Annotated in this window: 14 protein-coding genes; 4 read left to right on the top strand and 10 right to left on the bottom strand. The window is 72.6% G+C overall.

What is annotated here, in order from left to right; genetic code table 11:
- Positions 1–124 precede the first annotated feature (124 nt).
- The 10 genes from ACFC1R_RS12960 to ACFC1R_RS12915 are packed head-to-tail and all read right to left on the bottom strand — an operon-like array spanning position 125 to position 17,836.
- Entirely contained in the window at positions 125–688 is a 564-nt protein-coding gene (locus ACFC1R_RS12960) for a thiamine pyrophosphate-dependent enzyme (RefSeq protein WP_375937247.1), read from the bottom strand.
- A complete protein-coding gene (locus ACFC1R_RS12955; RefSeq protein ID WP_375937244.1) occupies positions 685–1,191 on the bottom strand; it encodes a thiamine pyrophosphate-binding protein in 507 nt (168 codons plus the stop codon). Before ACFC1R_RS12955 ends, ACFC1R_RS12960 begins: the two co-directional genes overlap by 4 nt.
- Complete coding sequence (locus ACFC1R_RS12950) at positions 1,188–1,958, bottom strand: thioesterase II family protein (protein ID WP_375937241.1); 771 nt, start codon at positions 1,956–1,958, stop codon at positions 1,188–1,190. Before ACFC1R_RS12950 ends, ACFC1R_RS12955 begins: the two co-directional genes overlap by 4 nt.
- A 16-nt stretch (positions 1,959–1,974) precedes the next feature.
- Positions 1,975–2,946 carry an ornithine cyclodeaminase family protein gene (locus ACFC1R_RS12945; protein WP_375937238.1) on the bottom strand — a complete coding sequence of 324 codons (972 nt, stop codon included), beginning with the start codon at positions 2,944–2,946 and terminating at the stop codon, positions 1,975–1,977.
- Between the two features lie 14 nt (positions 2,947–2,960).
- Positions 2,961–4,130 (bottom strand): FAD-dependent oxidoreductase, encoded by a 1,170-nt coding sequence (locus ACFC1R_RS12940; RefSeq protein WP_375937235.1) that lies wholly within the window; start codon positions 4,128–4,130, stop codon positions 2,961–2,963.
- A gap of 20 nt (positions 4,131–4,150) precedes the next feature.
- Positions 4,151–5,395, bottom strand: coding sequence for a DegT/DnrJ/EryC1/StrS family aminotransferase (locus tag ACFC1R_RS12935; RefSeq protein ID WP_375937232.1), 1,245 nt, complete (start codon positions 5,393–5,395; stop codon positions 4,151–4,153).
- A 44-nt stretch (positions 5,396–5,439) separates the two neighbouring features.
- Positions 5,440–14,934 (bottom strand): amino acid adenylation domain-containing protein, encoded by a 9,495-nt coding sequence (locus ACFC1R_RS12930; RefSeq protein ID WP_375937228.1) that lies wholly within the window; start codon positions 14,932–14,934, stop codon positions 5,440–5,442.
- Positions 14,935–14,970: 36 nt separating this feature from the next.
- Positions 14,971–15,153, bottom strand: a complete 183-nt coding sequence (locus tag ACFC1R_RS12925) for an MbtH family protein (protein ID WP_375937225.1) — start codon at positions 15,151–15,153, stop codon at positions 14,971–14,973.
- Positions 15,150–16,376: an MFS transporter gene (locus ACFC1R_RS12920; RefSeq protein WP_375937222.1), complete on the bottom strand. Its 1,227-nt coding sequence runs from the start codon at positions 16,374–16,376 to the stop codon at positions 15,150–15,152. Before ACFC1R_RS12920 ends, ACFC1R_RS12925 begins: the two co-directional genes overlap by 4 nt.
- Positions 16,373–17,836: a condensation domain-containing protein gene (locus ACFC1R_RS12915; RefSeq protein ID WP_375937219.1), complete on the bottom strand. Its 1,464-nt coding sequence runs from the start codon at positions 17,834–17,836 to the stop codon at positions 16,373–16,375. Before ACFC1R_RS12915 ends, ACFC1R_RS12920 begins: the two co-directional genes overlap by 4 nt.
- 561 nt (positions 17,837–18,397) lie before the next feature.
- On the opposite strand from ACFC1R_RS12915, the gene ACFC1R_RS12910 reads away from it, so the two are divergent.
- The 4 genes from ACFC1R_RS12910 to ACFC1R_RS12895 are packed head-to-tail and all read left to right on the top strand — an operon-like array spanning position 18,398 to position 24,502.
- Positions 18,398–19,573, top strand: coding sequence for a cytochrome P450 (locus ACFC1R_RS12910; protein WP_375937216.1), 1,176 nt, complete (start codon positions 18,398–18,400; stop codon positions 19,571–19,573).
- On the top strand, positions 19,570–21,339 hold the full coding sequence (locus ACFC1R_RS12905; RefSeq protein WP_375937213.1) for an amino acid adenylation domain-containing protein: 1,770 nt from the start codon (positions 19,570–19,572) through the stop codon (positions 21,337–21,339). Before ACFC1R_RS12910 ends, ACFC1R_RS12905 begins: the two co-directional genes overlap by 4 nt.
- A 39-nt stretch (positions 21,340–21,378) precedes the next feature.
- Positions 21,379–22,740 (top strand): lysine N(6)-hydroxylase/L-ornithine N(5)-oxygenase family protein, encoded by a 1,362-nt coding sequence (locus ACFC1R_RS12900; RefSeq protein ID WP_375937210.1) that lies wholly within the window; start codon positions 21,379–21,381, stop codon positions 22,738–22,740.
- Positions 22,727–24,502: an amino acid adenylation domain-containing protein gene (locus tag ACFC1R_RS12895; protein ID WP_375937207.1), complete on the top strand. Its 1,776-nt coding sequence runs from the start codon at positions 22,727–22,729 to the stop codon at positions 24,500–24,502. The genes ACFC1R_RS12900 and ACFC1R_RS12895 overlap by 14 nt, the downstream gene beginning before the upstream one ends.
- Positions 24,503–24,522 lie beyond the last annotated feature (20 nt).

Below are 24,522 nucleotides of genomic sequence, written 5' to 3'. Positions count from 1 at the left end.
CCTCGACCTCCACAACGCCTTCGTCTCACTCGCCTGCGCGGTCATCTGCTGGCGACGCCTCAACACCCAAGGTCAGTGATCGTGTTACGAGTTCTAACGGCGGCTGACAGCGGGTGACGGCGGGCTAGTTCCGGGCCAGCCGGCTCTGGAAGCGGCGGGCGTGGGCGGCGAGGTCGGTGTCGATCCGGCCCGGCACCGGGGGGTCGGGTTCGGTGAGTCGGGCGAGGAGCAGGACCGGGGAGGTGCAGTCCGCCACGGTGGTCCGGACGAGGCCGGCGAACTCTGCCGGGTCGCCGCTCTCCGCCACCTTCGGGTAGCCGCAGGCGGCGGCCCACGCACCCAGGTCGGCCCGCCGGGAGGGGACGAACTGGCCGCCGGTGGAGGCGTACCGGCCGTCGTCCAGCACGATGTGCAGCAGCGGGAGGTCCGGCAGCGCACCTGCGGTGACCAGGCCGACCGGGTTCATCAGCAGACTGCCGTCCCCGTCGACCACCACGGTGGTGCGTCGGGTCGCCTGGGCGATGCCGATGCCGATGGAGGCGGCCAGGCCCATCGAGCCGGTCATGTAGAAGTGGTTCGGCCGGTCGCCGAGGTGGTTGGCGATCCGGCAGGCGTAGCCGGTGGTGAAGACGGTCGGTTCGGTGCGGGTGGCCGCGAGGACGGCGGCGATGGCCGAGGTCTTGTTCATGCCTGCCAGCCGAAGGCGTTCGGGGGCACCAGCAGCGCGGCGGCCCGGCGTTGGACGTGGACGAGTTCTCGGAGCCGGTCCGCCTGCCCGGTCCCCGACAGGGTGACGGCCGGGATCCCGAGCATGGTCAGCAGCGGCTCGGTGAGCTGTCCCATCGCGATGTTCTCCGAGGTCCAGTCCGGTTGCACCCCGCGCAGGCTGACGACGAGCAGCATCGGGATCCGGTAGGGCACGACGAGCGAGGCGAGAGCGTTGACGGACTGCCCCAGGCCCGAGTTCTGCATGAGCACCGCGGGAGAGCGCCCGGCCAGTGCGGCGCCTGCGGCGACGCCGACGGCGTTGTCCTCGCGCGCGACCGTCAGCAGCCCCGCCTGCTCCTCCAACGCCGCGTACAGCGGTGCGAGGATGCCGCACGGCGTGCCGTAGAACGGCCCGAACGCGGTGGCCAGTTCCGCCGCCAGGTCTTCGGCCAGCCGGTTCGGTGCCTGGGGGGTGGTCGTCACCGGCTGACCTCCAGGACGTGCTGGTACAGCCGGTTGATCAGATCCATCGCGAACGCCTCCGGCCAGCGCTGGAAGTAGAAGTGGTCGCCGGGAAACATCCGGGACGCGAACGTGCCGGTGGTGACGGTCCGCCAGGCGTCGAGCGACTCCTCGTCCAGGTCGCCGTCGTCCTTGGACCCGTAGGCGACCACCGGGCAGGACAGCGGTTCGGCCGGCCGGTGCTCGTAGGCGTCGCACAGCGCCAGGTCGGAGCGGATGATCGGCCGGAAGAGCTCCCACAGATCGTGGTCGGCCAGCACCTCCGGATCCGTCCCGCCCATGTGCTCGATCGCCGCGCGCAGCGTCGCGTCGTCCAGGTGCGAGTAGCCCGTCCCCCGGTCCAGCCGGTGCGGCGGCCGCGAGCCGGAGACGAACAGGCAGTCGGGTTCCACGTCGAACGAGGACCGCAGCTGCAAGGCCAGCTCGTGGGCGACGAGCGCGCCCATGCTGTGCCCGAACAGGGCGAACGGGCCGGTGAGATGGGGGCCGAGCTCGTCGGCGATCTCGGCGGCCAGGCCGCGGAGGTCGGACGGCAACGGCTCGTCCATCCTGGCCTCGCGGCCGGGGAGCCGCAGGGTCTGCGCGTCCACGCTCTGCGGCAGCAACCGCTGCCAGCCCTCGTAGGACCGGCTGCCGCCGCCGGCGTAGGGCAGGCACAGCAGGGGTTTGCGGCGCGAGCCGGGGCGCGGGGCGCGGGGCAGCACGCGGACGGGGGGCGGATTCGTCACGGCGGTGTCTTTCAGCTCAGGGGAACCGGACAACGTGGCCCGCGTCGCGTTCGACGGCGCGGCGGTAGATCTCCGCGCAGGCCACCACGTCCTGGATGGGCAGCCCGAGGGACTCGAACAGCGTCAGCTCGTCGCCGAGCCTGCCGTCGGCGCCCGCGAGCACGTCGCCGATCTCCGCGACGATGGCGTCCTCGGTGATGACGCCGTCCCGCAGCGGGACGATCAGGTCGCCGGCCTCGGCGAGGGCGGCCTGCCGGCTGTCGACGAAGATCCTTGCGCGGCCGACCAGTTCCGAGGGAAGTTCGCGGCAGGTGGGGCCGAACGCACCGACGGCGTTGATGTGGACGCCCTCGGCCGCGACGTCGGAGTCGGCCAGCACCGGTTCGTAGGAGGAGGTGACGGTGCAGATGACGTCCGCTCCGGCGAGCGCAGCGGTGGCCGAGTCCGCGATCTCGACCGGGATGTCCTCGCCCCGTGCCCAGCGGGCGAGTTCGTGGGCGCGCTCGGGGGTCCGGCTGTAGAGCCGGACGCTCTTCCACGGGCGTACGTCGGCCAGCGCCTGCAGGTGACCGCGCGCCTGGACGCCGGCCCCGATCAGGGCGAGGCCCGTCGCGTCCGGACGGGCCAGCTTCCCGGTGGCCAGCGCCGTGACCGCGGCGGTGCGGATCTCGGTGACGGAGATGCCGTCGATGATCGCCAGCGGCTCGCCGTGCACCGCGTCCACCAGGATGACCAGGCCCTGGACGTTGGGCAGACCCCGCTCGCCCGCCCGCGGGAACATGCTGAGCAGTTTCAGGCCGAGCCGGTCCTCGGCGGCGGCGGGCATCAGCAGCACCATGCCGCCCTCGCCCGGCGGCTCCACGGTGATCCGCGGATGCTGGTACGCCGACCCGGCACTGAAGGCGGTGAGCGCGCGTTCCATGGCGGGCAAGGCGTCGCGGCCCGAGTAGAGCGACCGGACGGTGTCGCCGTCGATGATGCGGAGCATGGTCTGTCGTCCTTTCAGAGGGAGAAACGAGAGAGGTCGTGGCTGGTTCTTCCGTCGAGCGCGAGTTCCACGCAGGCCCGGCCGAGCAGCGGGACGTACTTGAAGCCCCAGCCGGCGCTGTGGATCACCATCCGCCCGGCACCGGGCACCCCGTCCGGCGCGTGCCCGAAGTAGAACTGCCGGGCCGGGTCCTTGGGCAGGGCGATCAGGCAGGAGCCGGGCTGGACCGGAGTCGGGTCGAGTGCGGGCAGGTGCTCGGCCACCCAGGCGGCGGTGCGCTTGACGTGATCGGGGTCGGCCGCCCGGCCGGACCGGTACGGGTCCTCGAACCCGTCGACCTCGAAGTCCGGTGCGACCCGGGCGAGGTCGCCCGGCGCCCACGGCAGGCGGCCGAAACCGTAGAACAGGTTGGTGTCCTCGTCGGCGGGCGGCTGGAAGGCGAACCAGGTCGGGTAGTCGAAGCCCGGGTCGGTGGTGCGGAAGTACGCCGTCGTCATCTCGTACAACTCGACCTCGAGGTCGATGCCGAGCGGCTGCAGCAGCGGATTGGCGAAGGCACCGGTGGCGAGGACCAGGTGGTCCGCCCGGTAGACGCCGTGCTCGCTGCGCACGGTCACCCCGTTGTCGTCCGGCTCGAGTTCCAGCACGCGCTCGTGGTCCCGGATCCGCGCGCCGGCCGCGCGGGCCTGTTCGAACAGCAGCCACAGGGTGGCCCGTACGTCGACCATGCCTCCGTCGGGCTGGAAGAAGCCCTCGTAGTGCCGGGGCAGCCGGGCGAACCGGTACCGCTGCTCGATCTCCTTGGCGGTCAGCCAGTCGTACGGCAGGCCGACCCGGTCGAGGACCTCCACCGCCGCGTTGACCTGGCCCTCGTTGGTGGAGGTGGCGGTGTCCCCGAACCAGAGGCTGCCGGTGCGGTGCACCAGCCGGCGCCCGCCCGCCCGCTCCAGCTCCGTCCACAGCGGAACGGTCTCCACGGTGAGCCGGGCCAGGTCCTCCTGCGCGTACTGCAGCCGCCACTGCCGTTCGGCCCCGCCCGAGCTCCCGCGCTCGTGCAGGATCTCGAACTGTTCGAGGACCAGGACCGAGTGCCCGCGCCGGGCGCCGGCAGCAGCCGCGGCGAGGCCGACCGGACCGCCGCCGACTATCACGAGGTCGTAGTGGGCCGGTGTGGATGCCGACATGGCACGTCCCTTCCTGGAGGTCAGCTGCGGCGGAGCTTGGTGAGCGCGCAGGTGAGCGCGGCGGCGATGGTCTCGACCTGGGTGTCGGACAGGCCGGGGTGGCAGGGCAGGTTCATGTGCTCGGCGAACCATGACCGTTCGGCCACCGGGCACTCGCCGTGGTGGTGGCCGCGGGCCCGCCACTCCGGCAGCAGGTGCAGCGGGAAGTACCGCAGGTACGTCTCGACGCCCTGGGCCGCGAGGTGGCGGACCAGCTCGTCCCGGTCGACGCGGTCGGGGTCCACGAAGAAGGTGAAGAGGTGGTACGGGTGCTCGACCCCGGTCGGTACGACCGGAACGCGGACCGCGTCGAACTCGGCCAGTTCCGCGGTGAGCCTGGCTGCGACGGCCTGTCGGCGCGCGACCAGGCCGGGCAGTTTCTCCAGCTGTACCAGCCCGACGGCCGCGGCGGCCTCGCTCAGCGTCGCGTTGGTGCCGGCGCGGCGCAGGGTCAGGCAGTCATGGGTGTAGGCCTCGCTCGGGTAGAGCGCACCGGGCGGTGCGCTGGTCGAGCCGCCGAAGCTCCGGCGCCGGCTGGTGAGGACCATGTCCGACTGGTTGCCGCGCACCCGCAGCAGCCGGTCGGCCCAGTCGTCACGGTTCACCGTGACCATCCCGCCCTCGCCGAGGGTGGTGATGTTCTTGCTGGAGTGGAAGCTGAAGCAGCCGATGTGGCCGATTCCGCCGGGCCTGCGGCCGTGCAGGAGACCGCCGAGCGCGTGCGCGGCGTCCTCGACGACCACGAGGTCGTGCTCGCGGGCGATGCGCATCAGGGCGTCCATGTCGGCGGGCAGGCCGCCGTAGTGCACGATGATGATCGCCCTGGTGCGCGGGGTGACCAGCTCGGCGACCCGGTCGGGGTCGATGTTCGCGGTCTCCGGGCGGATGTCGGCGAAGCGGACCCGCACGTCGCGGTCCAGCAGCGGCTGGATGGTCGCCTGGTAGGTCTGCGGGGTGGTGATCACCTCGTCCCCCGGGGCGAGGTCGAGCAGGTGGATCGCCAGTTCCAGGGCGACCGTCCCACTGGTCACCGAGAGCGCGTGCCGCACCCCGATGTGCGCGGCGAAGGCCTCCTCGAACCGACGGCGGACCAGGCCCTGGGACAGGGTGGCGCCCGAGAGCATCACCTCGCGGACGGCCTCGACCTCGCGCTCGTCGATCCTGGTCCCGACCGGTAGGTACGGCACCGTGTAGCGCTGCGGTTCGGCAGCGGTTCTCGACTCCATGTGTTCACTCCAGTTCCGAGCGGCGGATGTCCTGACCGGCGGACCTAACGCAGTTCTTCGGCGATCTCCTCGTCCGACATGGCCTCGATCTCGGCGCGCACGGCGGCCTCGACCGCCGCGCCGAGCCCGGCCACCGTGCGGTGCTCGAACACCGCTCGCAGCGGCAGCGCCACGCCGAAGAGGTCGCCGATCCTGGTCGTCACCTTCGTGGCCAGCAGCGAGTGGCCGCCGAGGTCGAAGAAGTCGTCGTGGATTCCGACCTCGCCGCCGCCGAGCACCTCCGCCACGATCCCGGCGATGGCCTCCTCACCGGGGGTGCGGGGCCGGTTCTCTACGGTGCCCGCCCGGTCCGGCTGCGGCAGCGCGCGGCGGTCGACCTTGCCGCTCGGGGTGAGCGGGAAGGCGGTGAGGCCGAGGAAGGCGGACGGCAGCAGGTGCCGGGGCAGCAGCCGGCCCAGGTGGGCGGTCAGTTCGGCCGCGGGCGGCAGATCCCGCACCGGTACGAGATAGGCGACCAGCCGCTCACCGCCGGGCGACGGCTTGGCCGCCACCACGGCCCCGCGCACGCCCGGGTGGGTGAGCAGCGCGGCTTCGATCTCGCCGGGCTCGATCCGGTAGCCACGGATCTTGACCTGGTCGTCGGTGCGGCCGAGGAACTGCAGGCTCCCGTCCTCGCGCCGACGGACGAGGTCGCCCGTGCGGTACAGGCGGGCACCGGGCTCCGGGCCGAACGGGTCGGGGACGAACCGTTCGGCGGTGAGCGCCGGGCGGCCGAGGTAGCCCCGGGCGACACCGGCCCCGCCCACGAACAGCTCGCCCGGGACACCCACGCCCACCGGGTCGAGCGACTCGTCCAGCACGTAGGTCCGCACGTTCGCGATCGGGGAGCCGATCGGCGGCCGTCCCCAGGGCGCGGTGAGCGGTCCGGTCGCGGTCGCGACGACGGTGCTCTCGGTGGGGCCGTAGTGGTTGACCACCGGAACGCCCGGGTCGGCGTCCGGCCGTGGCCGGAAGGCGTCGCCGCCGGTCAGCAGGGACCGCACCGAGGTCCGCTCGCCCAGCGGGTGCTCCAGGAGGGCTTCCGCCAGCGGGGTGGGGACGAAGGTGACCGTCGTCCCCGCCTGCGCGAAGTGCTCGACCAGGTCCGGGGGCGAACTCACCGTCTCGTCGGGCGGGAGGTGCAGGCACGCCCCGCTCAGCAGGGCCGGCCAGATCTCCCAGGCGGCGGCGTCGAACGACGGGCTGGCCACCTGGCTGACCACTTCGCCGGGACCCAGACCGTAGGTCCGGACGTGCCAGCGCACCAGGTTGAGCAGCGAGGCGTTCGTCACCGCCACGCCCTTGGGGCGTCCGGTCGAGCCGGAGGTGAAGACGAGGTAGGCCAGATTGGCCGGGGTGGAGCGGCGGGGCGCCTTCCCGGCCGCCGGGTGGGCCTGGAGCAGAAGTGCCGGTGCGCCTTCGGGCAGCAGGCGGGCCAGCTCGGGCGTGGTGACGGTGGTCCGCGCCCGGGCGTCCGAGAGCATGAAGTCGATCCGGGCCCCGGGGAGTTGCGGGTCCAGCGGCAGGTAGGCGGCACCGGCCTTGAGGACGCCCAGCAGTACCGCGACCAGTTCCGCACTGCGGGGCAGCAGCACCCCGACCACGGATTCCGGTCCGCAGTCGCCGAGTTGGCGGGCGATCCGGTCGGCACGGTCGTCGAGGTCCGCGTAGGACCACCGCTGGTGGCCGTGGACCAGGGCGGTCGCCCCGGGAGTCCGGGCCGCCTGGCGCTCGAACTCCTCGGCGATCGTCGCGTCGGCCGGCGCCGCGCCCGTCTCGTTCCAGGTGTGCAGGAGCAGGTCCAGTTCGGCCGGGGAGGACAGCGGGACGGCGTGGACCGGCAGGCCCGGGTCGCGCACGACGGCGTCGAGCAGGGTGGTGTAGTGCTCGGCGAACCGGCGCATCGTGCTGTCGTCGAACAGGTCCGTGGCGTAGACCAGTTCCCCGGTCAGCGTGCCGTCCGGGTTCGTGGTCAGGTGCAGTTCGAGGTCGAACCGCGTGGTGGTGGCTTGGTCGCCGAAGGCCGCCGTGGACAGGCCCGGCAGGTCGGGGCGGTCCGCCGTGTCCGTCTCGAACAGCTGGAACCAGGTCTGGACGACCGGGTTGCGGCTGAGGTCCCGGGGCGGGGCGAGCTCCTCCACGAGCCGCTCGAACGGCAGGTCCTGGTGGGCGAGCGCATCGAGTGTGGTGTCACGGACCTGGTCCAGCAGCGCGGTGAAGCTCGGGTTCGCCGAGAGCTCGGCGCGCAGCGGCAGCGAGTTGACGAAGAAGCCGATGAGCTTCTCCAGCTCGGGCAGGTCACGGCCGGCCGACGGGCAGCCGACCACCACGTCGTCGGTGCGGGCGTGGCGTGCGAGCAGGACGTGGTAGGCGGCGAGCGCGGTCATGAACAGCGTTGCCCGGCGGGTGTGGGCGAGTTCCCGCAGCCCCTTCGTGACGGCCTCGCCGACGGTGAAGGTGACGACGCCGCCCCGGTACGACGGCACCGGAGGGCGCGGGTGGTCGGTGGGCAGTTCGAGGGCCGGTGGTGCGTCCGCCAGCTTCGTGCGCCAGTAGGCGGCGTGGCGGGCGGAGACCTCGCCGGACAGGGTTTCCCGTTGCCAGGCGGCGAAGTCGGCGTACTGGAGGGTCGGTTCGGGCAGGGCCTTCGACCGGTAGGCGGCCGACAGCTCACGGGTGAGGATCTGCCGGGACAGCCCGTCGAACACCGCGTGGTGGACGACGATCTCCAGGACGTGGTCCTGTGGGGCGAGCCGGAGCAGCGTCGCGCGCACCAGTGGTCCGCCGCTGAGGTCGAACGGCGTCCTCGCCGCCCGGGCCACGTGGTCCCGTGCCGCCCGCTGGGGGTCGTCGGCACCGCTCAGGTCGACGGTCGCCAGCGGAACGGCGGCGTCGACGACCATGGTCAGTTCGCCGTCGTGCTCCTGGAAGCGGCTGCGCAGCGCCTCGTGGCGGGTCAGCACCGTGTCGAACGCGCGGGCCAGCGCGGCGGTGTCCAACGGGCCGAGCAGCCGGTAGGCGCACGGCACCAGGTAGGCGGGCAGGCCGGGCTGGAGCTGTTCGAGGAACCACAGGCGCTGCTGGGCGAACGAGGGGACCCGCGGCGCCCGGGAGGTACGCGCGGTCGGCGCGGGGCGGCGGGGGGCCGCGGCCGGGACGACCGCCTCCGACAGCCGGGCCACCGTCCGGTGGGTGAACAGCGTCCGGAGCGGCAGCTCCGTGTCGAAGGCCAGGTTGATCCGGGTGAGCACCTGGATGCAGAGCAGCGAGTGGCCGCCGAGGTCGAAGAAGTCGTCGTGCACGCCGACCTCGCCGCGTCCGAGCACTTCCCGCCAGATGCCGGCGATCCGCTCCTCGGTCCGGGTGCGGGGTGCGGTGCCCGCGGCGGCGCGGAAGTCCGGTGCGGGCAGCGCACCGCGGTCGACCTTCCCGGTGCTGGTGGTCGGGAGCTCGGGGAGCGTGCTGAAGACCTGCGGGATCATGTGCTCGGGCAGCCGGTGCCGCAGCCAGTCCCGCAGTTCGTCGGCGTCGACCGCGGCGGCCGCGAGGTGTGCGGCGAGCCGGGTGCCGGAGCCGGTGTCGTGGGCGGTGACGGCGGCCCGGGTGACGGCCGGGTGGTCCTGGAGGACGGTCTCGATCTCCCCAGGGTCGACCCGGTAGCCGTGGATCTTGAGCTGGAAGTCGGCACGCCCGAGGAACTCCAGGGTCCCGTCCGGGCGCCACCGGCCCCGGTCCCCGGTCCGGTACATCCGCGCGCCGGGCTCGGTGGCCAGCGGGTCGGGCAGGAAGGACGCCGCGGTCAGGTCCGGACGGCCGAGGTAGCCGCGGGCCAGCGGTGTCCCGCCGACGTAGAGCTGGCCGGGCACGTCGGCGGGAACCGGGCGCAGGTGCTCGTCGAGGACGTAGATCCGCGCCGCGGCGACGGGGGAGCCGATGCCCGGTGTGGTGGGCCAGTCCCGGGCCGGCGGGCTCAGCCGGCCCGCGGTGACGACGTTGACCTCGGTGGAGCCCCACTGGTTGTCCACCCGTACGCCGAGCTCGCGGATCGGGCCGGTGACCGTGAACCGGTCACCGGTGGTGATGACCTCCCGCAGCGAGCCGAGCCCGGCCCGGTGGTGCGCGGCCAGGTCGTGCAGCACCGCGCCGGGGAGCAGGACCGTGCCGATCCGGTGCCGCTGGATCAGCGCGGCCAGCCGGGCCGGGTCGAAGCGGTCGGTCTCGTCGGCGAGCACGACGGTTCCCCCGGTCCACCAGGTGGACCACAACTCGTAGCTGCACACGTCCGAGGTGACCGGGAAGTACTGCAGGGCGACGGGCGCCCGCTGGTAGCGCTGCGCGGCCCAGTGCATCAGCAGTGCGGTCGGGCCGTGCTGCATGACCACGCCCTTGGGCCGTCCGGTCGAGCCGGAGGTGTGGACGACGTACAGCACGTTTCCCGGGCCGGCGGGCGCCGGGTCCGCCCCGGGGGCCCGGTCGAGCTCGGCCAGGGTCGTCGCGGGGAGGGTCCAGTCCACGGTCGACTCGCCCGAAGTGATCACCAACGCGGCGCCGGAGTCCTCGGTGAGCATGCGCAGGCGTTCGGCGGGATGCCCGGGGTCGAGGGCCAGGTAGCCCGCACCCGCCTTGGCGACCGCGAGGAGCGCGACCGGCAGGTCGGCGGTCCGGGGCAGGCAGACGCCGACGAGCGACTCCACGCCGATGCCCCGCGCCCGCAGTCCGGCGGCGATCCGGTCGGCGCGCTCGCCCAGTTCGCGGTAGGACAGCCGGGTGTTCCCGGCGATGAGCGCCGTCGCCTCGGGGGTCCGCCGCGCGTGCTGCTCGAACCGGCCGACCACGGTGGCACCGGGGTCGGCGTCGGGCAGTGCGCTGTCGTTCCAGTCGGTCAGGATCCGTTCGAGTTCGGCGGGGCCGGCCACCGCCAGCTCGCTCAGCGGCCGGTCCGGGTCCGCGGCGATCGAGGCGACGAGCACGGCGTAGTGCTCGGCGAACAGTTCCATGGTGGGCCGGTCGAACAGATCTGCCGCGTACACCAGTTCGGCGGACAGCGAGCCGTCCTCCTGCTCGGCCAGGCGCAGTTCGAGGTCGAACCGGGTGGTGGCCCACTCCGGGACGAACCGATCGGTCCCGGTGCCGTCGAGGTGCAGCCGGCAGCCCGGGGTGAACAGGTCGAACCAGGCCTGGAAGACCGGATTGCGGCCCAGGTCGCGCGGCGGGGCGAGCTCCTCGACCAGCCGCTCGAACGGCAGGCCCTGGTGGGCGAAGGCGTCCAGGGTGGTGTCGCGGACCTGGTCGAGCAGCGCGCCGAACCGCGGGTCGCCGGAGAGGTCCGCCCGCAGCGGCAGCGAGTTGACGAAGAACCCGATCAGCTCCTCCAGCTCCGGCCGGCTCCGCCCGGCGGCCGGGCAGCCGATCACCACGTCCTCGGTGCCGGCGTAGCGGCCGAGCAGGACCTGGTACGCGGCCGCCGTGACCATGAACAGCGTGGCCGCACGCCCGCGGGCGGCCTCCCGCAGCCGGGTGACGACCTCCTCCGCCAGGGTGAACCGGATGCTGCCGCCCCGGTAGGAGGGCAGCGGCGGGCGCGGGTGATCCGTCGGCAGCTCCAGTGCCGCCGGGGCGCCACCCAGCGCCTCCCGCCAGTACGCCGCCTGCCCGGCCGCGGCCTCGTCGGTCAGGGTCTCCCGCTGCCAGGCGGCGAAGTCGGCGTAGTCCACGGTGAGCGGCGGCCAACCGGGCTGCGCGCCGGCCACTGCGGCGCGGTACGCGGTGGTGAGCTCCTCCTCGAACAGGTAGATCGAGAACCCGTCGAAGACCGCGTGGTGCACGGTCATCTGCAGGACGTGGTCGTCGTCGCCGAGCCGCAGCAGCGTCAGCCGGACGAGCGGGCCGGTGGTGAGGTCGAACGGGGTGTGCGCGGCGGTCCGGACGAACTCCAGCGCGGCTTCCAGGGGTTCGGCCGAACCGCTCAGGTCCAGCTGCTCGACCGTGATCGCCGTGCTCGGGGCGAACCGGATCCGCGCCTCGCCGCCGTCGTCCTCGAAGTGGCTGCGCAGCACCGCGTGCCGGTCCAGCACCGAGCGGAGCGCGGTCCGCAGGGCCGCGACGTCCAGCGGGCCCTGGATCCGGTAGGTCGTGTCCGGCATGACGTACGCGATCGTGCCGGTCTGCAGGCGGTCGAGGAACCACAGCCGCTGCTGGGCGAAGGACAGCACCGGCTCCTCGCCCGGGGCCCTCGGTGCCAGCGTCCGTTCCCCGAGCGGCCCCGACCCGCCGACCGCGGCGGTCAGCCGCGCGACCGTGCGGTGGGTGAAGATCGCGCGCAGCGGCAGGTCGACGCCGAAGACCCTGCTCACCCGGGCGGTGACCCTGGTGGCGAGCAGCGAGTGTCCGCCGAGGTCGAAGAAGTCGTCGTGGATGCCGACCTGGGCCAGACCGGTCGCCTCGGCCCAGATCCGGGCCATCGCGGCTTCGCGTTCGTCGCGCGGGGCGGTGAAGTCCGCCGCCGCGCCGGACTGCCGGTCCGGCAGCGGAAGGGCCTTGCGGTCGAGTTTGCCCGGCCCGGTGAGCGGGAGTTTCGGCAGGAACACCACGTAGCTCGGGACCATGTAGTCCGGGAGCTTCTCCTCCAGGTACCCGCGCAGCCCGGCCACCGTGGGGCTCGCGCCGGGCGCGGGCACCACGTAGGCGGCCAGCCGCAGGTCGCCGCGGACGAGCTCGGCCGGCACCACCGCGGCCTCGGCGACCTCGGGGTGCTCGTCGAGCAGTGCCACGATCTCGCCCGGCTCGATCCGGTAGCCGCGGATCTTGACCTGGTCGTCGGCCCGGCCGAGGAACCGCAGCGTGCCGTCGGCCTGCCGGCAGCCCAGGTCACCCGTCCGGTAGAGCCGCTCGCCGGGCTCGGTGGCGAAGGGATCCGGTAGGAAGCGGTCCGCGGTCAGGTCCGCCCGGCCCAGGTAGCCCCGGGCCAGGCAGATCCCGCCGACGTACACCTCGCCGGGGATCCCGACCGGGGTGGGCCGCATCCCCTCGTCGAGGACGTACACCCGGGTGTTGGCGATCGGCCGTCCGACCGGCGGTGCGGCCGGCCAGTCCAGTGGGTCGCCGGTCATCAGGTGCGCCGTGATGACGTGCGCCTCGGTCGGCCCGTACTGGTTGTCCACCCGCACGTTCGGCAGGCGGTCGAGCAGGTCCAGGATGTCGCCGCTGAGGTGGAGCTGCTCCCCGGCGGTCTGGATCTCGGTCAGCGGCGGCAGTTCGTCGCGCACGCCAGCTGCCTGGGCGATCTGCTCCAGCACCATCGGCGGGCAGAACAGCCGCCGGGTCCCCGCGCGCTGCATGGTGTCGAGGAGTTGGCCGGGGTCACGCCGCTGCTCCTCGGTGACCAGCACGACCGAACCGCCGGCCAGCCAGCTGGAGAACATCTCCTGGAACGAGATGTCGAAGTTGATGGCGGAGAACTGGAGCGTCGGACCTGCCGCCTCGCAGCGGTCCAGCTGCCACCGCAGCAGGTTCACCAGGGGCCGGTGCGTCATCGCGACGCCCTTCGGCCGTCCGGTGGAGCCGGAGGTGTAGATGACGTAGATCAGGTTGTCGGGTGTGGTCCCGCGCCGCGGATCGGGGTGGGGGCGGTCGTGCGGGACCGGCAGCGGGAGGGCGGTGACGCCCGGGGGCAGGCGGTCCGCCAGCTCGGGCGCGGCGAGGACGAGCCGGGCCCGGGTGTCGTCGAGCATGAACGCGATGCGGTCCTCGGGATGCTGCGGGTCCAGCGGCAGGTACGCCCCGCCGGCCTTGAGCACACCCAGCAGCGCGACGACGAGGCCGGTCCCGCGCGGCAGCAGCAGCCCCACCACCGTCTCCGGGCCCACGCCCTCGTCCTGGAGCTGCCGGGCGACCTGGTTGGCGCGCGAGTTGAGCTCCCGGAAGGAGAGCTGCTCGTCGCCGAAGACCAGGGCCGGCGCCTGGGGGGTCCGGGCGGCCTGCCGCTCGAACTCGTCGATGACCGTGGTGTCGGTGTCGAAGTCGGTGGCCGTGTCGTTCCAGCCGTGCAGCAGGCGGTCCAGCTCGTCGGGTCCGGACAGGGCGAGTTCGCGCAGCGGACGCCGCGGCTCGTGGGCGATCGAGGACAGCAGCGTGACGTAGTGCTCGGCGAGACGCTCCATCGTGGACTCTTCGAACAGGTCGACGGCGTAGACCAGATGTCCGTGCAGCGTGCCGTCCTCGTGCTCGACCAGGTGCAGTTCGAGGTCGAAGCGGGTGGTGTACCACCGGGCGGGGAACTTCTCCACCGCCGTCTTCTCCAGGTGCAGCCGACAGCCGGGCGTGAACAGGTCGAACCAGCTCTGGATGACGGGGTTGCGGCTGAGGTCGCGGGGCGGGGCGAGCTCCTCCACCAGGCGGTCGAACCCGAGGTCCTGGTGGGCGAAGGCGTCGAAGGTGGTGTCGCGGACCTGGTCCAGCAGGTCGGTGAACGGCCGGTCGGCGTCCAGGTTCGCCCGGATCGGCAGCGAGTTGACGAAGAAGCCGATCAGTTGTTCCAGCTCCGGCCGGTCCCGTCCGGCGGAGGGACAGCCGACCACGACGTCCTCGGTCCGCGCGTGCCGGCCGAGCAGGACGTGGTAGGCGGCCAGCGTGGTCATGAACAGCGTGGCCCGGTGCGCGTGCGCCAGCTCGCGGAGCCTGCCGGTGACGTCCGCGGGGACGACGAGCGGGACGGTGTGTCCGAGCTGGGACGGCACCGGCGGGCGGGAGCGGTCGGTGGGCAGTTCCAGCGCGGGCGGGGCGTCCGCCAGCCGGTCCCGCCAGTACGCGAGGTGGTCGGCGGTGGCCTTCGGGGACAGCGACTCCCGTTGCCACGACGCGAAGTCGGCGTAGTCCAGCTCCAGCGCGGGCCAGTTCGGCGAGGTGCCGGCCAGGGCGGCGCGGTAGGCGGTGGTGAGGTCGGCCTCGAACAGCTGGATGGACCAGCCGTCGAAGACGCTGTGGTGCACGGTCACCTGGAGGACGTGGTCGTCCGTGCCGAGCCGGAGCAGGGTGGGGCGCAGCAGGGGCCCGGTGGTGAGGTCGAACGGGGTGCGCGCGGCCGTCCGGACGAAATCCGCCACGGCCCGCTCGGGAACGGGCGCGGTGCTGACGTCCACCAGGTCCAGCCTGATCCGTTCGGCCTCCTCGAGGACCACCCGGGGCTGCCCGTCGACGTCCTCGAAGTGGGAACGCAGCACGGTGTGCCGGGAGGCGACGGCACGCAGTGCCGTTTCGAGCGCGGCGACGTCGAGCGGGCCGAGCAGCCGGTAGGTGGTGTCCGGCATGACGTAGCCGATCGAGCCGGGCTGCAACTGCTCCAGGAACCACAGTCGCAACTGTGCGAGCGACAGCTCGGCGGGCGCCCCCTCGGGACGCCGGACGGGCCCCGGCCCGTCACCCGTCGAGCGGCGCCCGCCGCGCAGGCGCCGCGCGAGCAACGCGGCCTGTTCCGTGGAGAACGGGGAGCGGTCGGTGGTCATGCACCCTCCAAGATCGAGTCCCGGGTCGGGAGCGGGTCAGCGGGCGAGTGCCCGGCGCACACTGAGCGGGGTGATGTCGGACCACACGTCGCGGATGTGCGCGAGGCAGTCCTCCTTGGAGCCGGACACGCCCACGTCGGTCCAACCGGCCGGGTTCTCCCGGTCCGCGGGCCAGATCGAGTACTGCTCCTCGTGGTTGACCACGACTCGGTAGATCATTGCTCCTCCTCGACGGGGGGTGGGGAAACGGTGGTGAGCAGGTGGATGCAGACGGCGGTGGTGACGACCGGCGTGATGAGCAGCAGGACCCGGTGTCCGACGAGCTGGCTGAGCCCGGCCGCGAACAGCAGCGACACCGCCGACGGAGCGAAGATCAGCATGTTCAGTGCGGCCGCGGCCCGGCCGAGCAGGTGGGACGGCGTGCGGCGCTGCATCAGCGTGTACGCACCGATGACCATCCAGCCCAGGCCGATCCCGCGTACCCCGTTGCCCAGCAGGACCGTGACGAGGGTGGGCACGGCGAGGAGCGCGGTGCCCAGTGCGGTCAGCCCCGCACCGACACCGACCAGCCGGGTCTCTCCCAGCCGGGTGAGCACCGTGGTGGTCAGCAGCCCGCCGACGACCGAACCCATGCCCTGCATGCTGACCACCACGCCGAGGAACGCCGGCGTCCGGTGCAGGTCCGACTGCACGACGCCGAACAGGGCCGGCGTGATGAACCCGACGGAGAACATGATCAGCGCGGCGGAGGCCACCACCGTGCGCAGCTCCCGGACGGCTCCGACGTGCCGGATCCCGGCCGAGATCTCGGTGCGCAGTTCGCGTTCGCGGGGCGGCGCGGCGGACTCCGGAACCGTCAGCAGCAGCAGTGCGCCGCAGGCGACGGCGAAGGTCAGCGCATCGATCACCCCGACCGTTCCACCGCCGAGCCAGACGAACAGTGCCGCCCCGGCCGCGGGTGCGAGGACCTTCATCCCCTCCTGCAGTGAGGTGATGAGGCCGGTCGCCGTGCCGAGCAACTGCTCCGGGAACATGGCGACGAACAGGCCGCTCTGCGCGGAGCTGAGCGTCACCGTCGCCACGCCGTAGGCCAGCATCACCAGGTAGATCAGCCACACGTCGGCGCCCGTGCGGACGAAGAGCAGCAGCAGCGGGACGACGGCCATGACCGCGTTGGTGGCGATCATCAGCCGGCGTTTGCGGACCCGGTCGGCCAGCATGCCGAACAGCGGGGCGAACACCGTGGGGGTGAGCACGAAGAACATCGCCAGTCCGCTCGCGCCGTTGTTCCCGGTGAGGCTCTTCACCCACACCCCGGCCGCCAGGATGAGCACGTTGTCGCCGAACAGGGAGACCAGCAGGCCGGGGAAGTACAACCGGGCCCGCCGGTCGCGGAACAGGCCGCGGATGCCCGGGACTTCGTCGGGCAGGGAGGTCGTCACCGCGTCTCGCCCTCGGCGTTCCAGCGGGCGATGAGATCCAGCTCGGCGTCGGTGATCAGCGGGATGGCCGAAACCGGTATCGCGGGATCGGCGGCCACGGCGGTGAGCGCGTTCAGGAAGTGACCGGTGAACCAGCTCATCGTGGTTCGGTCGAACAGCTCGGCCGCGTAGATCAGCCTGCCGGTGAGTTCGCTCCCGTGGTCGAACAGGTGCAGCTCCAGGTCGAACCGGGTGCTGACGGGACCGGGGGAGAAGTCGGTGACCTCCAGTCCGGTCAGTACCAGCGCATCGGGTTCGATGCCGGTGTCCCGGGTCAGCAGGTTGAACAGCACCTGCACCAGCGGGTTCCGGCCGAGCTCGCGGGCCGGCGCCAGCTGCTCCACCAACTGCTCGAACGGCAGCTCCTGGTGGGACATCCCGTCCAGCGCGCTCTCGCGGACCTGGGCGACAAGCCGGGCGAAGCTCGGGTCTCCGCCCAGATCCGCCCGCAGCGGCAGGGTGTGCGCGAAGAAGCCGATCAGCCCTTCCAGCTCACGGCGGTCGCGTCCGGCCACCGGGACCCCGACCACGAGGTCGGCCATCGCGGTGTACCGGCTCAGCACCACCTGGTAGGCGGCCAGGGTGACCACGAACAGACTCGCCGACTGCGACCGCGCCAGCTCGCGCAGGCGCCCGGCCGTCTCGGCGGGGACGGTGAACCGGACCGCTCCGCCACGGTGTGACGGAACCTCCGGGCGGGGGCGGTCGGTGGGCAGCTCCAGCAGGGCCGGCGCCCCGGCGAGCTTTCCGCGCCAGTAGTCCAGATGACGGGACAGCGTGTCGGCGGTGAGGTGAGCGCGCTGCCAGGCGGCGAAGTCCGCGTACTGCAGGGGGACTTGTGAGAGCTGGGGGCGTCGCCCCTGGTGCAGGGCGGCGTAGGCGTCGGACAGCTCGCGGGTGAGCACGCCCAGCGACCAGCCGTCGAAGACGCTGTGGTGGACCGTCAGCAGGAGCACGTGGTCGAACCGGGCCAGGCGCAACAGCCGGGCGCGGAACAACGGCCCGGCGTCGAGGTCGAACGAGCTGTCCGCCTCCCTGGCGAAAATCTCCGCCGCGAGGGCCTCCGGGTCCGTCTCCGGACTCAGGTCCTCGCACCGGAGCACCGGGCCGGCCGGCTCGATGCACTGGTACGGCTCTCCCCCGAAGGCGGGAAGGCGGGTGCGCAACGCCTCGTGCCGTTCCACCACGGTGGCCAGGGCGTCCCGGAGCGAGGCGACGTCCAGGTCGCCGCGCACCCGGTAGGCGATGGGAATCGTGTAGGCGGCGTTGTCGCTCTGCACCTGGTCGACGAACCAGATCCGCCGTTGTCCGAAGGAGAGTTCGGGGCGTTCGGCCCGCCGCGCGGCCGTCGGCGGGACCGCCCGTCCGCCCGCGCGCCCCGACAGCCGGCGCCGCAGCAACTCCTCACGGTTCCCCGTCATCGCACCCCCCGAGCCACACAGTCGTCCCCGCATTCCGGCAGGTTTGTCGGAATGGCGCTTACCGGCGATGTCAGAAGATTCCTGAAGATCATTCCCAGACTTTCTCGATTGGCAGCGACCGAACCGGACCCTGTGGAATGTAGGCGGTCGAACCGGACTCTTGAAGGGGGCGGTCAGTGCCAACCCCGGGCGCCTACCCGGACGGTCGATCGGTCGGGTCATCGAGCGTTGGTGAGTCTGTACAACTGTTCCAGACGTTGTCAACTCCCCGACCGTAAACGGGTGGTGGGCCGGATGTCGACACATTTCCGGAACGGTTCGCGGTGGCGGCACAAGCCTTGACAGCCTTTCGGGACCTGGTTCATGCTGTCCGAGATCATCACTGGGCTGACCCGGGGTTCTGACGTTCTCGCCGATTTGCCGGCGCCGCCCCCGCGGATCAGCCTTTCTCACGGATAAGGCCGCAACCCCGTTCGGATCCTGCTCCGGCATCCTGTTCAGATCCCGGTCAGACGGTTCGAGCCGTGCCGAATACCTGAATTGACGAGGAGGCTGTTCCGAATGAGGGGCTACCGAGCAGATCCCGACCCGTACCCGAATTACCGGTGGTTGCAGGAGAACGCCCCGGCCTGTCTCATGGCCAGTGCCGGAACGGACGAGGCCACCTGCTTCGTCACTTCGTACGAGCTCTCCCGGGCCGCTCTCCTCGACCAGCGGCTGAGCGTGGACCCGCGCAGGTCGGGGAGCGCCGATCCGGCCGCGGCGGCGGGTGACCGCAGCGTCCTGGACACCGATCCGCCCGACCACGGCCGGATGCGGCGGGTGGTCAACCACGCGTTCAGCCAGAGCGCGGTCGATGCGCTGCGGCCGCGGATCGCGGAGATCTGCCGCGAGGCGATCGCCGCGTTCGCCGGACGCGGGCAGGCCGACCTGATGGCCGAGTACGCGCTGCTCGTCCCGGTGGCCGTGATCCACGAGATCCTCGGTGTCCCGCCGGCGGAACGCGAGGACCCGGCCGTGTTCATGGACATGTTCTGGCGGGCCGTGGTCGCGCGGGAGCCCGAGCCCGAGGCCACCGAGTTCGTCGACGGCTACGTCACGCGGATCCTGGACCACAAACGCGCTCATCCCGGTGACGACGTGACCACCGCCCTGCTCCGCGCGCTGGACGGCGGTCAGCTGCGCGACGAGTCCGAACTGCGCGGCATGCTCGCCGCGATGCTGGGCCCCGGGCACAGCACCACGATCCCGCTGCTGGCCAGCGGGATCGTCCGACTGCTGCAGCACCCGGACCAGTTGGGGAAGGCGGTGGCCGACCCGCGACGCTGGCCGGACGTGGTCGAGGAACTGCTCCGCCACGACTCGGTCGTCCAGGCGTCCGCCAACCGCTACGCCCTGGAGGACCTGGCCATCGGCGACGTGCAGGTGCCCAGGGGCAGCACCGTCCTGATGTCACTGGCCGCGGCGAACCGCGATCCCGCCCGGTTCGAGCACCCCGACGCCTTCGACATCGACCGGCCCCGGCAGACCCACCTGAGCTTCGGGTACGGCACGCACTTCTGCCTCGGCGCCCACCTGGGCCGGGCCGAGGGCGAGGTCGCCCTGGCCACGCTGTTCGAAGCCCTGCCGGACCTGCGGCTGACCGTCCCGGCAGAGGAGATCGTGTGGACCTTCGGTCCGATGCTGCGCGGACCGGCCGAGGTCCCGGCAGCCTTCACCCCGGGCGGGGCGGCATGACCGGGCGGACCGTGGTCGAGCGGTTCGAGGAGCAGGCCGGACGGCGTCCCGACGCGCCCGCGGTGGTTTGCGGCGACGAGCGGCTGACCTACGCGGAGCTGAACGAGAGGGCCAACCGGGTGGCCGGGGGCCTGCGCGCACAGGGCGTCGGCCTGGAGTCCCTGGTCGGCCTGTGCCTGGAACGGAGCGTGGAACTCGCCGTCGCCATGCTCGCGATCGCCAAGTCCGGTGCCGCGTACGTCGCACTGGACCCGCAGCACCCCGAGGACCGGCTGCGGTACCTGGTGGAGGATTCCGGCGCGGTCTGCGTCGTGGGCGAGGCCGGGTCCGACGCGGGCCGGACGGTACCCACGCTGACCACGGGCCAGCTCGCCCGACCGTCGGACGGGAACCCGCCGCTCGCCGCCGGTCCCGGCAACGCCCTCTACGTGGTGTACACCTCCGGTTCGACCGGACAGCCGAAGGCCGTGGTGATGGCCCACGGCCCGACGGCACGGCTGATGCGGTGGGCCGGGCGGCGCTACCGTCTCGACGGCACGGTGCTCCAGTACTTCCCGATCACCTCGGACGTCTGCAGCTACGAGTTCTTCTCGACCTGGTGGGCGGGCGGCTGCGCCGTCATCGCGCAGGAGGCCGACCGGATGGACGTTCCCGCCCTGGCCGGACTCGTCCGCCGACACCGGATCGGCACCGTCCTGCTGCCCGGCGCCGTGCTGGAGGAGCTGGCCCGCCACGGCCGCGAGCACCCCGAGGACGTCGCGGGCATCCGGGAGATCGTCACCACCGGCGACCGGCTGACGATCGGTGCGCACCTGCGCGCGATGTGCGCGGGGCCGGACGGGCCGACGCTCGACAACCAGTGGGGATCGACCGAGGTCAACGTCGTGACCGCGCTCCGGCTCACCGCGCCGGCCGACTCCTGGCCGGCCTCGCCGCGGATCGGGTCCCCGGTCTCGGGCGGGCGGATCCACGTGCTGGACGAGCACCTGCGGCAGGTGCCGGTCAACGTACCCGGCGACCTGTACGTCGGCGGCGGCCAGCTGGCGCGGGGCTACCTCGGCCGTCCGGACGTGACCGCCGCGTCCTTCCTGCCCGACCCGTTCGCCGCCGAGCCCGGGGCCCGGATGTACCGGACGGGCGATCGCGGACGGTGGCGCCCGGACGGGACCCTGGAGTTCCTGGGACGCGCCGACTTCCAGCTCAAGGTCCACGGCTACCGGGTCGAACCCGGCGAGATCGAGACCGTGCTGCGCGAACACCCCGGCGTCGCGCGGGCCGCGGTCACCGCGCACCCCGCGGCCTCGGGCCTGCGGCTGGCGGCCCACGTCTCGGCCGTCCCCGGCGGGCGGGCGCCGGAACCGGCCGAACTGCTGGAGTTCCTGCGCGGGCGGCTGCCCGACCACATGGTCCCGCAGGCGTGCGTCGTCCTGGACCGGCTGCCGCTGACCGCGACCGGAAAGGTCGACCGGAAGGCCCTGCCCGAGCCCGGCTTCGACGCCGTCCGGTACGTCCCGCCCCGCGACGGGATCGACCGGCGGATCGTCGAGGTCTGGCAGGAGGTGCTCGGCCGCGCGGTCATCGGGATCCAGGACAACTTCTTCGAGCTGGGCGGTCATTCGCTGCTGATCCCCCAGGTCGTGCACCGGGTCAACCAGGCGTTCGGAGCGAGGCTGCCGCTGCGCTCCCTGTTCCGCGCCCAGACCGTCCGGGCGATGGCGGACGAGGTGCGCGCCGGGACGGCGGCCCCTCCGGGCCCCGGTGCCTGACCCCCGATGCCTGACCCCACACCACCGAAGGGAACCGACATGGCATCGCTCACCACCACCCGCCCGCCGGACACCTACGACCTGCTGGCGGTCGGATTCGGACCGTCGAACCTCGCGCTGGCCATCGCCACGCACGAGTACAACGCGTCGGTGCCGGAGCAGGACCGGCTCACCCTCGGGATCCTGGAGCGCAAGCCGGCCTTCGGCTGGCACCTCGGGATGCTGCTGGAGGACGCGACGATGCAGATCAGCTTCCTCAAGGACCTCGCCACCCTGCGCAACCCGGCCAGCCGGTTCACCTTCCTGACCTACCTGCACGAGCGCGACAGACTCGTGGACTTCATCAACCACAAGATCCTCTTCCCGAGCAGGGTTGAGTTTCACGACTACCTGGAGTGGGCGGCGGAGAAGTTCGCGGATCTGGTCGAGTACCAGACCGAGGCGGTCGAGGTCCGCCCGGTGCTCGACGGCGACTCGGTGGCCTTCTTCGACGTGGTCGCCCGCTCGGCGGCGGATCCGGGCACGGAGATCGTGCGCCGCACCCGCAACCTGGTGGTCGGGACCGGGATCGTGCCGACGATGCCGCCGGGGGTCGAGCGGTCCGACCGGGTCTGGCACAGCAGCGAGCTGCTGGACCGGCTGCCCTCGGCCGTCGGCGCGCGGCGGTTCGCGGTGATCGGCGCCGGGCAGTCCAGCGCCGAGGTGGCCGCGTACCTGCACCAGACCGTGGCCGACTCGCAGGTGCACGCCGTCCTGACCCGCTACGGCTACAGCCCGGCCGACGACTCCGGCTTCGTCAACCGGGTGTTCGACCCGGGCGCGGTGGACGAGTTCTTCGCCTCGCCCGATCCGGTCAAGAAGAAGTTCTACGACTACCACGCCAACACGAACTACTCGGTGGTCGACCTGGAGCTGATCGACGAGCTCTACCGCCGCGTCTACGCCGAGCGGGTGCGGGGCACCACCCGGCTGCACATCCACGGCATGTCCCGGATGACCGGAGTGGCGGCACAAGGGGACGGTGCGGTGCTCCGGGTGGAGACGCTCATCGACGGGCTGACGCGCGACCTGGAGGTGGACGTGGTCGTCTGCGCGACCGGGTACCGGCCGATGGACCCGGCGGCCGTGCTCGGCGGGGCGGCGGAGCTGTGCAAGCGCACCGCGTCCGGCCGGTTCCGGGTCGAGCGGGACTACCGGGTGACCACCGGCGCGAACGTCCGCGCGGGAATCTACCTGCAGGGCGGGACCGAGCACACGCACGGGATCTCCGCCTCGCTGCTGTCCACCACCGCCGTGCGCGCCGGTGAGATCGTCGACTCGGTGCTGCGGACGAAGGAGTGCGCCCGGCGCACCGAGACCTCACCGGGTGCGCCGCGGGGGAGTGCCGATGGATCTCGTTGACCGTCTCCACCGGCAGGTGGACCGGAGCCCCGGCGCGGTCGCGCTGGTCGCGGACGGGCACCGGCTGACCTACCGCGAGCTGGACGAGCGGGCGAACCGGCTGGCGCACCACCTGCGCGACCACGGCGTCGGCCCCGAGGTCGTGGTCGGGATGTGCCTGCCCCGGGGCCGGGACGCGATCGTCGGCCTGCTGGCGATCATGAAGGCGGGCGGGGTCTGCCTGCCGATGGACCCCGCGCACCCGCACGACCGGCTGGCGTACCTGGTCGCCGCCTCCGGCGCGCGGCTGGTCCTGGGCGGGACGGCGTTCGAGGTCCCCGGCCTGCTGCCGGGTCCGGAGGTCGAGACCCTGCCCGGCACCCCGCCGGAGCGGCGTTCGGGGCCGGACAACCTGGTGTCCGTGATCTTCACGTCCGGGTCCACCGGACGGCCCAAGGGCATCGGCCTGCCGTCGAGGACGGTCGAGAACGTCGCGGACTGGGCGCTGCGCACACCGGGCCCGCGGGTCTGCGCGCAGTTCTGCTCGCTCGGCTTCGACATGTCGCTGCAGGAGGTGTTCGGCACGCTGCTGGGCGGCGGCAGCCTGGTCGTGGTGGACGAGGAACAGCGCAAGGACCCGTACCTGCTGCTGGAACTGCTGGCACGGGAACGGGTCGAGCGGATCTACCTGTCGCCGAGCTTCCTGCGCCAGCTGGCCGGCGCCCACCTGAGCCGGCCGGTCCGAACTCCGCTCGCCCTGCGCGAGGTGATCGCGGCGGGCGAGCCGCTGCGCGTCACCGAGGACGTCCGGCGCTTCCTCACCGAGGTGGGCGCCGGCCTGGAGAACCAGTACGGGCCCTCGGAGACCCATCAGGCCACGGCCAACCGGCTGTCCGGCCCGCCCGCCGGCTGGTCCGCCGACCCGCCGCTCGGACGGGCCATCCGGAACGTGACCGTGCACCTGCTGGACGAGCGGCTGGCCCCGGCGAATCCCGGCGAGCTCTACATCGGGGGCCGCGGTGTCGCACGCGGCTACGTCGGGCAGCCGCTGCTGACCGCCGAGCGGTTCGTCCCCGACCCCTTCGCCGGGCGGCCGGGCGCGGTCATGTACCGCACCGGCGACCGGGCGCGCCGTACCCCGGACGGGCAACTGGAGTTCCTCGGCCGGATCGACGACCAGGTCAAGATCCGCGGCTTCCGGGCCGAGCCGTCCGAGGCGGAGGCCGCGATCGCGGCTCACCCCGAGGTCCGTGAGGCCGCCGTCGTGCCGCACGAGGAGCCGGACGGCGGCAGGCGGCTCGACGCCTACGTGGCAGGGCGGGTGGAACCGGCGCAGCTGCGCGCCTTCCTCGCGGAGCGGCTGCCCGACTACCTGGTCCCGGCGACCTTCCAGATGGTGGAGTCCCTGCCGCTCAACGAGAACGGCAAGGTGGACCGGGCCGCCCTGCGGCCACCGGCGGACCGGCGGACCGCCGCGCCGTACGCGGCGCCGGAGAACGAGCAGGAGACCGTGATCTGCGGCATCTTCGCCGAGGTGCTCGGCACCGAACGGGTCGGTGTCGACGACGAGTTCGGCGAGCTCGGCGGGAATTCGCTCGCCGCGACCAGGATCGTCACCAGGATCCTGCGGGAGTTCGACGTGCGACTGCCGGTGCGGACCGTCTTCGAGCAGCCGACCGTACGCGGGCTGGCCCGAGCCGTGGAGGCGGCCGTCGTCGCGGAGATCCGGGCACTCGGCGCGGAGGAGATCGCGGCGGCACTGCCGGCGGCCGAGGAGCCGTGACCGGGAGCGGACACGGTGGC

Origin of the sequence: Kitasatospora sp. NPDC056138, from assembly GCF_042264695.1 — a bacterium.
In the GTDB taxonomy this organism is placed as follows: domain Bacteria; phylum Actinomycetota; class Actinomycetes; order Streptomycetales; family Streptomycetaceae; genus Kitasatospora.
The sequence above is the reverse complement of the archived record's forward strand: the minus strand, read 5'-3'. Positions and strand labels throughout refer to the sequence as shown.